This window comes from Ruegeria arenilitoris (genome assembly GCF_013035425.1).
Taxonomy (GTDB): Bacteria; Pseudomonadota; Alphaproteobacteria; order Rhodobacterales; family Rhodobacteraceae; genus Ruegeria; species Ruegeria arenilitoris_A.
On record NZ_WQHX01000001.1, the window covers coordinates 1,133,541 to 1,143,442 of the forward strand.

At 52.8% G+C, this 9,902-nt stretch carries 10 protein-coding genes; 2 read left to right on the top strand and 8 right to left on the bottom strand.

Translation table 11 applies throughout. The features are described from left to right. Nucleotide 1: 1 nt before the first annotated feature. From hemF to clpS, 4 genes are read right to left on the bottom strand one after another with little or no spacing between them, the layout of a single operon-like run. Nucleotides 2-886, bottom strand: a complete 885-nt coding sequence (hemF, locus tag GOV45_RS05590; RefSeq protein ID WP_170475270.1) for an oxygen-dependent coproporphyrinogen oxidase — start codon at nucleotides 884-886, stop codon at nucleotides 2-4. A 5-nt stretch (nucleotides 887-891) separates the two neighbouring features. Further along, nucleotides 892-1,692, bottom strand: coding sequence for an SDR family NAD(P)-dependent oxidoreductase (locus GOV45_RS05595; protein ID WP_170475272.1), 801 nt, complete (start codon nucleotides 1,690-1,692; stop codon nucleotides 892-894). 37 nt (nucleotides 1,693-1,729) lie between these two features. Further along, on the bottom strand, nucleotides 1,730-2,695 hold the full coding sequence (locus tag GOV45_RS05600; RefSeq protein WP_170475274.1) for a class I SAM-dependent methyltransferase: 966 nt from the start codon (nucleotides 2,693-2,695) through the stop codon (nucleotides 1,730-1,732). 51 nt (nucleotides 2,696-2,746) lie between these two features. Next, nucleotides 2,747-3,088, bottom strand: a complete 342-nt coding sequence (gene clpS / locus GOV45_RS05605) for an ATP-dependent Clp protease adapter ClpS (protein WP_170475276.1) — start codon at nucleotides 3,086-3,088, stop codon at nucleotides 2,747-2,749. Nucleotides 3,089-3,180: 92 nt separating this feature from the next. Between clpS and GOV45_RS05610 the strand changes: the two genes are divergently transcribed. Further along, nucleotides 3,181-3,882: an HAD family hydrolase gene (locus GOV45_RS05610; protein ID WP_170475278.1), complete on the top strand. Its 702-nt coding sequence runs from the start codon at nucleotides 3,181-3,183 to the stop codon at nucleotides 3,880-3,882. Between the two features lie 278 nt (nucleotides 3,883-4,160). After that, complete coding sequence (locus GOV45_RS05615) at nucleotides 4,161-5,531, top strand: D-alanyl-D-alanine carboxypeptidase family protein (protein WP_170475280.1); 1,371 nt, start codon at nucleotides 4,161-4,163, stop codon at nucleotides 5,529-5,531. 70 nt (nucleotides 5,532-5,601) lie between these two features. On the opposite strand, the gene GOV45_RS05620 is transcribed toward GOV45_RS05615, so the two are convergent. From GOV45_RS05620 to GOV45_RS05635, 4 genes are all read right to left on the bottom strand, one after another. After that, a complete protein-coding gene (locus GOV45_RS05620) occupies nucleotides 5,602-6,849 on the bottom strand; it encodes a hypothetical protein (RefSeq protein WP_170475282.1) in 1,248 nt (415 codons plus the stop codon). Between the two features lie 149 nt (nucleotides 6,850-6,998). Continuing rightward, the gene (locus GOV45_RS05625; protein ID WP_170475284.1) at nucleotides 6,999-7,760 is read right to left on the bottom strand and encodes a LamB/YcsF family protein; all 762 of its coding nucleotides are present in this window, start codon (nucleotides 7,758-7,760) and stop codon (nucleotides 6,999-7,001) included. A gap of 12 nt (nucleotides 7,761-7,772) precedes the next feature. Beyond that, nucleotides 7,773-8,771 carry a biotin-dependent carboxyltransferase family protein gene (locus tag GOV45_RS05630; protein WP_170475286.1) on the bottom strand — a complete coding sequence of 333 codons (999 nt, stop codon included), beginning with the start codon at nucleotides 8,769-8,771 and terminating at the stop codon, nucleotides 7,773-7,775. Further along, nucleotides 8,768-9,517 carry a 5-oxoprolinase subunit B family protein gene (locus tag GOV45_RS05635; RefSeq protein ID WP_170475287.1) on the bottom strand — a complete coding sequence of 250 codons (750 nt, stop codon included), beginning with the start codon at nucleotides 9,515-9,517 and terminating at the stop codon, nucleotides 8,768-8,770. The genes GOV45_RS05630 and GOV45_RS05635 overlap by 4 nt, the downstream gene beginning before the upstream one ends. Nucleotides 9,518-9,902: the final 385 nt, after the last annotated feature.

Consider the following 9,902-nt stretch of genomic DNA (forward strand, 5'->3'; position numbering starts at 1 on the left):
GTCAGACCCATTTGGCAAGCGGTGGCAAGCTCATCAGAACGGCGTCTGGATCATGCCCGGTTTCCAGTCCGAATTTGGTGCCACGATCATAAACCAAGTTGTATTCAGCATAGAGGCCGCGGTGCACCAGCTGCGCATTTTTGTCGTTTTCAGAAAAAGGCTGGGATCGGCGTTTTTCAACCAGCGGCAGATAGGCAGGTAAAAAAGCCCGGCCAATATCTTGGGTCAGTGTAAAATCGTCTTGCCAGTCGCCCGTGCAATAATCGTCCATGAAAATACCGCCGACGCCACGCGCGCGTTTTCGGTGAGGGATATAAAAATACTCATCCGCCCAGTCCCGCAAGCGTGGATAAAGTCCGGCTCCATGCGGGTCGAGGTGTGATTTCTGCGTGGCGTGAAAATGCGTGGTATCATCTTCATATTCGATGCATGGGTTCAGGTCCGACCCACCGCCGAACCACCATGCATGCGGTGTCCAAAACATACGTGTGTTCATGTGGACGGCTGGCACATGCGGGTTTTGCATGTGCGCGACCAAACTGATCCCTGACGCCCAGAATCGCGGATCTTCAGTCATTCCGGGAATACCTTTGCGCGCAGCCATGGCCTGCTGAGCACGCTCGCCAAGTGTGCCGAAAACTGTAGAGACGTTAACGCCGACCTTTTCGAATACTCGACCTCCGCGCATCACCGACATCAGCCCACCTCCGGCGTCAGATCCATCATCCGATTGTCGTTTGGTTTCTCTGATTTCGAAGCAACCGGGTTCAGCATCTGAAAACGGGCCCGAATTGTGGCTATCCTCGAGGCTTTCAAACGCAGCGACGATTTCGTCGCGCAAGCGCCGGAACCATGCAGAGGCAGTAGATTTCTCGCGTTCGAACATTGGCTTTAATGAGCAGGGGCGGCGACCGGATCTAACAGGGTGCGGCCGCCGTCGATGGTTAGAATTTGCCCGGTCATGAAACCCGCGGCATCCGAAGCCAGGAATTGCGCGGTTTCAACCAGTTCAGTCGGTGCCGCGATACGAGCCAGAGGCGTATGTTTTTCGATGTCCTCCCGGAAGTCACGGTTTTCCTTAAGGGTAGACTGCAATGAGGCGCTCATTACCGATCCCAGGGCGATTGAATTTACGCGAATGCGGTTCGGCGCCAGCGCAACCGCCAACGACCGGGTCATTTGATCCAGCGCAGCAGTTGACACTGAGTAGGCCATCAGGTCCGGATGGGTTCGGCGGGCCGCAATCGAAGACAGGTTAATGATAGACCCTGCGGGGCTCTCCTCGTTGCCATCTGCTTGTTTGATCATGCGCTTTGCGATCAGCTGGCTTAAGCGTAGCGCGGGCATTAAGTTTTGGTTCAGCAATGTTCGAACAGAATCGTCATCGGCATCAAGTGGATCCGAGGGGATTACCTGTCGTGAGCCATTGACCAGAATGTCTACCTGGTCAAATGCGTCGAGCGTTGCCGAAAGCAGGTTGGCAACGGTCAGGCGTTCACGCAAATCGCCTGCGAAATAACGGATATTGCTGTCGTCGGCATGTTCGCCCAGTTCGTTAACCAAGCGTTTTTCGTCCATATCCGCAAAAACGACGTTCGCACCTGCATCTGCGAAATGACGGCCTATGGCCAGACCAATGCCATTGGCACCGCCGGTGACGATCGCGGTTTTGCCAGCTATGGAAAAGGACATGCGCTTCCTCCTGAGTTGCGGCGCAGGTTAGCCGGGATCACCGGCGGGGGCGAGAGGCCCTGATAACTTTGAACCGATTGTCACCGGTGACTTCTTCGACGCGGGCAAAAGACTCGCTCAACGTCGCTTCGTAAGGCAGATGGCGGTTTGCCACCATCCAAAGTTCGCCCGAACGCGCCAGATTGTGCGCGGCAGACCGGATAAATCCCTGACCCAATCCGGGATCAGCGTCGCGGGATGTGTGAAATGGAGGGTTCATTACAACGGCGTCCAGCGGCTCGGCTGCGGTCCATTTAAGTGCATCTGCCCAATGGAATTTTGCGCGAGGGTCTTTCACATTGGTTCGCGCGCAACGCAGCGCTGCATGATCGGCTTCTACAAGGTGCAGGGTGACAAGGTTTTTATCTCTCAAGAGATGGGAAGAGAGGTACCCCCAACCCGCTCCTAAGTCGGCTACTTTGGCGCCAAGGCGCGGGGGAAGTGCCTTACTCAGCAACTCCGAAGCCGGATCGATACCGTCGGCGGAAAACACTCCCGGTACGGTATTGAACCCATCGACGGTTTGCATTTCCGGTGCGGCCCAATCGGCAAATGCCTGCTCGTTAGAATGAAACCAGAAAATTTTCCCATGGGCCTTTGATATTGGGCCTTCGACCGAAACTTTCTTTCGGATGTCTTTCAGAAGGCTGTCAATGCCATCGATTTTGGCGCCGTCCACTACGACCAAGTGGCTGGCCCGACGACAAGCCTGACATATCATGGCTCGAGCCAACTCCTTCGAACGAGGCAAAAAGACTACAGCATCATGACACGTTGAATCAGCCTCGGCGATCGCTGCAAAGCCAATCGAAGCGAAGTGGTCGTGAAACGGCTTGAATGGTTGAACCACTTGCGATCCCAAAAATTCTTTGGGTAAATCATTGGCTGGGGTTGCGCCAATGAAGGACACTGGTTGCGACAAAGTCAGGCCGTTTTCAATGGCAAGGCTCAGGCGAGGTGACATATATGGATCCTACAAGCGTAGTGAACAAGGGCGATCAGGCTCGGTTCCGTCTCACTCTTCTCTCTCCATTGTGCATTGCAGGGGGTGCTGGTGCCGACGCGCAAAATCCATCACCTGTCCAACTTTGGTCTCGGCGATCTCATGACTAAACACGCCCACGACGGCAACGCCCTTCTTGTGAACGGTTAGCATGATTTCAAAAGCCTGCGCATGAGTCATGCCAAAGAACCGTTCAAGGACGTGAACAACGAACTCCATCGGGGTGTAGTCGTCGTTTAGCAACAACACTTTGTACAGTGGTGGGCGCTTAGTCTTTGGGCGCGTTTGCACCAGGACTGATGTATCGTCGTCCTCGTCCGATTTGTCAGACATGATCCACGGGGTTTCAAACATTTCTTGTGAGAATCCGATTCAGGCTTCGGTTTATTTCACGGCTTATATAACGTCAGTACCGTCAGAGGAAAGAGGAGCCGGGCGGATTCGAGATGGATGAGAGATTGACCACCATCGGTTTTGATGCGGACGACACGCTGTGGCACAACGAACGTTTCTTTCAACTGACACAATCACATTTTGCAGATTTGCTGGTCGATTATGCTGAACGTGATCACCTGATGGATCGACTGTTGGCTGCGGAAAAGCGTAATATTCGGCACTATGGCTACGGGATCAAAGGTTTCACCTTGTCGATGATTGAAACCGCAATCGAAGTGACTCGGGACAAAGTACCCGCTTCGGTTATCCGGCAGCTTATCGAAGCCGGACAAGATATGCTGGCACATCCGATAGAGCTTTTGCCGTATGCCCGCGAAGCGGTCGAGGCGGTAACCGGGACCTACAAGGTGGTATTAATCACCAAGGGTGATCTTATAGATCAGGAAAGAAAACTGGCGCAATCGGGCCTGGGTGACCTTTTTGACGCCGTGGAAATTGTATCGGAAAAGACGCCGGATATTTATCGTGCTGTTTTCACGGAACATGGCGATGGGCCGCATTCCGCAATGATGGTAGGCAACTCGATGCGATCCGATGTGGTGGCCCCCATTCTTGCAGGGTGCTGGGGCGTGCATGTACCTCATGGTTTGGTTTGGGAGGTTGAACAGGCTGATACACCTGAGGACAATCCCCGTTATCGAGCGCTGACCGACCTAGGGGAGTTGGACGGCTTAGTCCAAGCGATACGATGATGTTGCTAATTGGTCCCAGTCAGAAAATTTTTGCCATGGATGAAACACAGTTTCAGTAGAAGTCCTCGATTTAGTAGATTGTTCCTCTCGGGGCGCAACATATAGGACTGATGCGACCTATCTGGGATCACCTATCTCAGAGCTTTCGGTTTATTTCAGTACGACACTGTGCTAGCCTTGACCTAATCAATAATTAGACACGCTGACCGGGAAAACTCGGCGGCTCGAGGCAGACAGAGGCAAAGATCGTGCAGGTTCGGCGGACAGCTCCGGCCCGGATGGGCTTACTTCTAATTTTGGTGTTATGGGTGTTTTCTTTTGCGCCATTGCAAGCTGTGGCGGCGCCATACGCAGCCATGGTAATTGATGCACGTACAGGAGAGGTGCTGCATTCCCGCAACGCGGACACCAGGTTGCACCCGGCATCTTTAACCAAAATGATGACGCTCTACATCGCTTTCGAGGCGGTAAGAAACGGCGAAATAACTCTTGATACGCCGGTACGCATCACAAAGAAGGCGGCCTCCGAACCGCCTTCGAAATTGGGGTTGCGGGCGGGGCAAACCATCGCATTCCGCTATCTGATCCGCGCGGCTGCTGTTAAATCGGCCAATGACGCGGCTACTGCCATCGGAATAACTCTGAGCGGGTCCGAGGCAGCGTTTGCCCGCAGGATGACACGAACCGCCAAAGCGATGGGGATGAGCCGTACTACGTTCAAGAATGCGCATGGCCTGACTGAAGCCGGGCATTTGTCGACTGCGCGGGACATGACCACATTGGGGCGTCACCTGCTGTACGATTACCCGCAGTATTACAATCTCTTCTCACGTCAATCCACTCACGCCGGAATCAAAACGGTTCCGAATACCAACCGTCGCTTGCTTGCAGCCTACAAGGGAGCTGATGGGATCAAGACCGGTTACACTCGCGCCGCAGGGTTCAATCTTGTTGCTTCGGCCAAACGTAAGGATGAACGGATCATCGCTACCGTCTTTGGTGGAAAATCCGGTGCTTCACGAAATGCGCGTGTGGCAGAGTTGTTGGATATGGGTTTTCGTCGTGCTCCTTCGCGGGCGCCAATCCGCAAGCCATCACGTCCTAAATATGCCGGTAATGTCGGTTTGGGAGAATTTGCCAAAGTTGCTGGCCTAACTGGGGCACCAGTATCCAGCTTGCGTCCATTGCTGCGGCCACGTCCGAACGCTGCGATGCAGGTTGCAGGAACCGTGGCGGAAACGGCTGCCAAGAACGGCGCCCGCATTCAGGATGGAATCGCTGCTGCAATAGCTGCCGCAGACATCAAATCAAATGACGATAATAGTTCAGAAGATGTGGTGCTGGCTTCTATAGAAACCGCGCCTCAGCCAGAACCCGAACCAGAAGTCGTGACGCGATTGTCGACCTCTGGGGGGCATTTGTGGGGCGTAAACGTGGGCCGTTATACGACCCGCTATGAGGCTGAGAAAGTTCTTCTAAAAACTGCGCTTTCCGAGATGACGACGCTGGAAGGAACCCTGCGCAAGGTAAACAAGAGCGCAAGCGGATTTGACGCTACGTTTCAAGGTATGACCCGCGAACAAGCCGATCTGGCCTGCCGCAGGTTACAGGCCCGCAATGTCACATGTTTCATGATAGGGCCGTCATAAGGCCTGGTAAACTACCACTCAAGGACACTGGCTGTGAGCGTGAGTTCACAGCCATTTTTGATTTAGGCTATCAGTCGAATACATGTCCGTGTTGGTATTGCTCGTCCTGACCTGCGGCAGCGGTCAAGGCCGCGACGTTGTCCTTGGTGAAGAAACCATCATAGTGATGACAGCGCTCGATATACTCGGTAATCAGCAGAGTGTTTTTCGAGTGTTTAGAGAATATTTGTTTCAGGTTGGGATCATCTTTGCATTCACCCACTACGTGCGCCAAAAACGGGACGCCCTTGTCCTTGAGCGTATTGACTACAAAGTCGACGTTCTTCTCACCCGCGCCATGATCTCCGTCCTGAATTTCAACAGCCATGTGATGTAGGCGGCGACCGAAGTTGCGAACGAAATCCTCGGTCGGCATCGGCAGTTTGGCAAATGAGTTCACAAAAGATGGAGTATTGTTCGCAGTGAACACCTTGGCAGGAGACTTTTTGTCATCATCGACATTTGGGTTTCGGTTTACGTTTGTAGACGAATTCATGTCGAAAATATTGTAAGCACCCCAAAAATAGTAGGGCACCATCGTCAGGAATTCGAGGATTGCGTCCTCTCGCTCGCCAGCCAAAACACGCGTGGCCAAATGATCGATTCCCAGCATCAGAGGTGAGATTTTGCTTTCCTCGCCAAAGCCCGCAGCCTCTTCTAACCGCGCCGTTTCCGACGCGCTCAGCAACACGCGGTCGCCCAGACCAAGACCGTCCGGGTCGTTGAAATCCAACGTCGAATAGCCGACGCGATTGCAGGTGAAATCAGATGGCGTCGTGAACCGGAAACCGCTTTGAGTGTAAAACGGGTTTTCCGTGTCGCCGTGATATTCGAAACGAATGTTTTGCTCTTCCAATGTGCTGGTAAGAGCTTCCAGATCGACCGCACCGAACACTTCGCCGACATAACGTGTTTGTGGTGTACCACGCGCCAATGGATACATTTGGTTAATTCGCGGGATGAAATCTTCGAATGTATCGCTGAGTGGCGCCATCACGATCAGTGCCGGATAGTCCGGGTGTGAATGCATGACCGCGAATTTGTGTGTTTTGCCCAGATAGCTGGCTGTGTGCCTGTACGGAGTCATCACGTAAAGTTCGACTAATGTGTCGAACAATGACGCTGGTTCGACTTGAATGATAATCGCCCTCATCGGTCCGACTTGATCAGCAACGCCGGAACTATTCCGTCGCTCATAGATTTTTGGAAGATATTCAGCAAAGAAGTCAGAGTTTTTCTTGTCGCCTCTGGGCTGATAGGACATCAGATCGAAAGACATTTTCAAGTCTCCTTGCTCAGCGCTGGTCGGATCAGGATCGGATCGCCTGGATTTCTAGTAATCTGAACATGCTCTTTCACACATGCTAGGGGTGGAAATTTCCCTGCGCAACAGCAGGCACTTAAATGCTAAAGATTGAACCCGGTTTTCTATTTGGTGAATTTCGTTACCTCGACGCCACCCTGAATCAAACTTTCTCGCACCGAACGGGCAATCTGAACTGCAGTGGGTCCGTCTCCGTGCAGACAAATGGTGTCGATCGACGTCTCCAATCGCTTCCCACTTTCCGTGATTATTGCACCTTCGTTCACCATTTTCAGTATTCGTGGGCCAGCAATGCCCGGTTCGTGAATAATAGCGCCGGGTAAACTACGATCGACCAAAGTACCGTCGTCGTTGTATGCGCGATCAGCAAAGATTTCGCCTACCCATTTGCAACCCAGCTCACGTACGGCCTTTTCCTGTTTTGTGACAGCAAGAACCATGATGATGATGTCAGGATCAACATCCAAAGCGCCCTGATAACAGGCCCGCGCCATGTCCACGTCGACCGAGCACATGTTCGCCAACGCCCCATGCAACTTGAGGTGTCGAACATTTGCGCCCACGGCCTGGGCCATTCCCTGCGCCGCGCCCAACTGATAGCGCACAAGGTTGCGCAAGGTTGGAAGCGGTATCTTCATGTTTCGGCGGCCAAATCCCTGAAGATCGGGAAACCCCGGATGGGCTCCTATTCCAACACCTTGTTCTTTGGCCACCGCCATGGTTTTAGCCATAACGTCGGGGTCACCCGCGTGTAATCCGCAAGCAACGTTGGCTGATGTTACAATCTTCAATAGGTTTTCGTCATCCCCCATGTTCCATGGGCCAAAGCTTTCACCCATATCGGCATTCAGATCGACTTGGGGCATTGTCAAACCTCCTTATTCATTGGCAGAGACCATTCCGCTGATCAATTGGTAGGACAGCAGGTCGGGGATGTCATACGGATCACGTATCAGCGGTTCGACGCGCGATGGTAGCTTTGACAATTCGGTCAGGTACGCACCTTGCAGTATCAAAGCTTCGTCCAGTGAAACGAATTCAAATTGCACTTTTGCTCCTGTCGGAGTCTGAGCCGCGCGCGGCAGATCACAGGGTATGACAGTCGCGATACGCGGATACCCTCCGGTCGTCTGACATTCAGGAAGCAGTATGAAGGGATTTCCTGAGCCGGTCATTTGGATATCGCCGGGCGTTATTACCTCGGACAAAATGTTTAGTTGCCCTTTGGCGGAAAAGCCTTCTCCCTCACTGTCTAGTTGCATCCCCATCCGGTTGGCGCGTGCGCCACGTTCAAATTCTGTCCGCGCGAACCGATCCAAGATTGTTTTGTCGAACAAAGGGGTTTGAAAGCTGGGCACAACCCGCAGCGTGCCCCCCGTGAATCTGTTTGCCGTGTGCAGCTTAACAGCAGCGTCGCCCGTAACCGGGTTGCAACGCAATTTATCCCCGACCTTGACCGCCTCACCGATATCCGCAGTCAAATGGGCTGACCGGGAACCCAAAAAGCGATTAGTTGTGAAGCCGCCGCCAACATGCAGATAACCATAGTTGCCTTGCTGAACAGCACCGATTGTCAGCTGCTGTCCTTTGAGTAACGGGTGTGACGCGTTCCATACAACGGGGTTGTCGTCTATGCTCGCGAACATTGGGGCCCCGGTCAAAGCAATCCAGATGTTTTGAGTTGCCTCAAACACACCACCCATACCGGCCATTTCCAAAGAGGCGCAACCCGGGTTTTGACCAAGCAGGGCAGCGCCTTCGTACAGTGCGAGCTGGTCCGCCGCGCCCGAACGCGACAATCCTTGGTCCAGAAATCCGGGACGACCAAGATCCTGCATGGTGCAAGCGGGACCGACGCTGTGAACGAGCAGGCTCATGTGTCGATATCCTCACAAATCGCGCCGCCGGAACCGTCTGAATTCTTGCTTTGAATTTCTATAAGTTGCTCTTTGGTGATAGGTTCGAACAACATTTCGTCACCGGGGTTCAATGCAAAGCTTTTCTTAGCCTCTGGGCGAAAGCAGCGAAACGCAGTTTGACCTACGTGACGCCAACCCGTTGGCTTTGGTCCTGAAAACAAGACCAGTTGCGAGATGGCCAGAACCAGTGCTCCTTCGGGAACCATCGGGGTAAGGTCTTTTAACCGTGGAATATCAAACTCCGGCTCCAGCGGGCCGAGATACGGTTGACCCGGCGCAAATCCTATTGTGAGCACCCGCACCCGGGTTCGGCTAAGACGTGCGATTGCCTCTTCGGGCGTAAAACCTGCAACTTTAGCGGTTTCGTCCAATTGAGGAGCAAGGTCGGTGCCATAAACAGTCGGTACACGCCAGAGTTTTCGACCAGAAGGAAGCGGCGCATTATGCCAGTCGCGCGCGTCCAAAACCTGTCGCAGCAAGTTAGAAATATCAGCGTGCGTCACCTTGGCCGTATCAATCCGGATATACGTTGACGCCAAGGAGGTTGAGGTTTCTTCGACGCCATTCCAGTTCAGGTTTTCTATCTCGCTTCTCAGCGCTAGTGCAGCGCGGTTTGCGTCTTCTGACATCTTATCTGCGAAAGTTACAAGAATACCGTCGATGCCAACGGTGCGAACCTGTGGAACAAGCGGCTTCTGTGTCATTCGTCCTCGGAGTTTTTGCGGAGAGTTGTCTCGCGGTTTGAGATGAACTCATCTTGGGCTCAGACGCAAGCTGTTGGGTCTAATTGCGGTGACGGATTTTGAATTCGTACTTTCTCAAAATGAGTCTTGAGGAGGCCAATTTCGAAGGAGCCTTGTATGCGGCCCTTGTTGTTACCCAACATGTAGTGACCGCATTTCGCCTGAGATTTTGCCCATGAGTGCCCTGCACATCTTTTACAAGGAAATTGAATTCTATCTTGGTACTTTTTCATTTTATAAAACTTTGAAACCAAACGAAAAATTACAAAAAGGCAAAAAAAATGCTCTGCATGTCTTTTTCTTCTTGCGGAAGTATTGAGTTGGGCTTAGAAGGCGCTTCACCGGG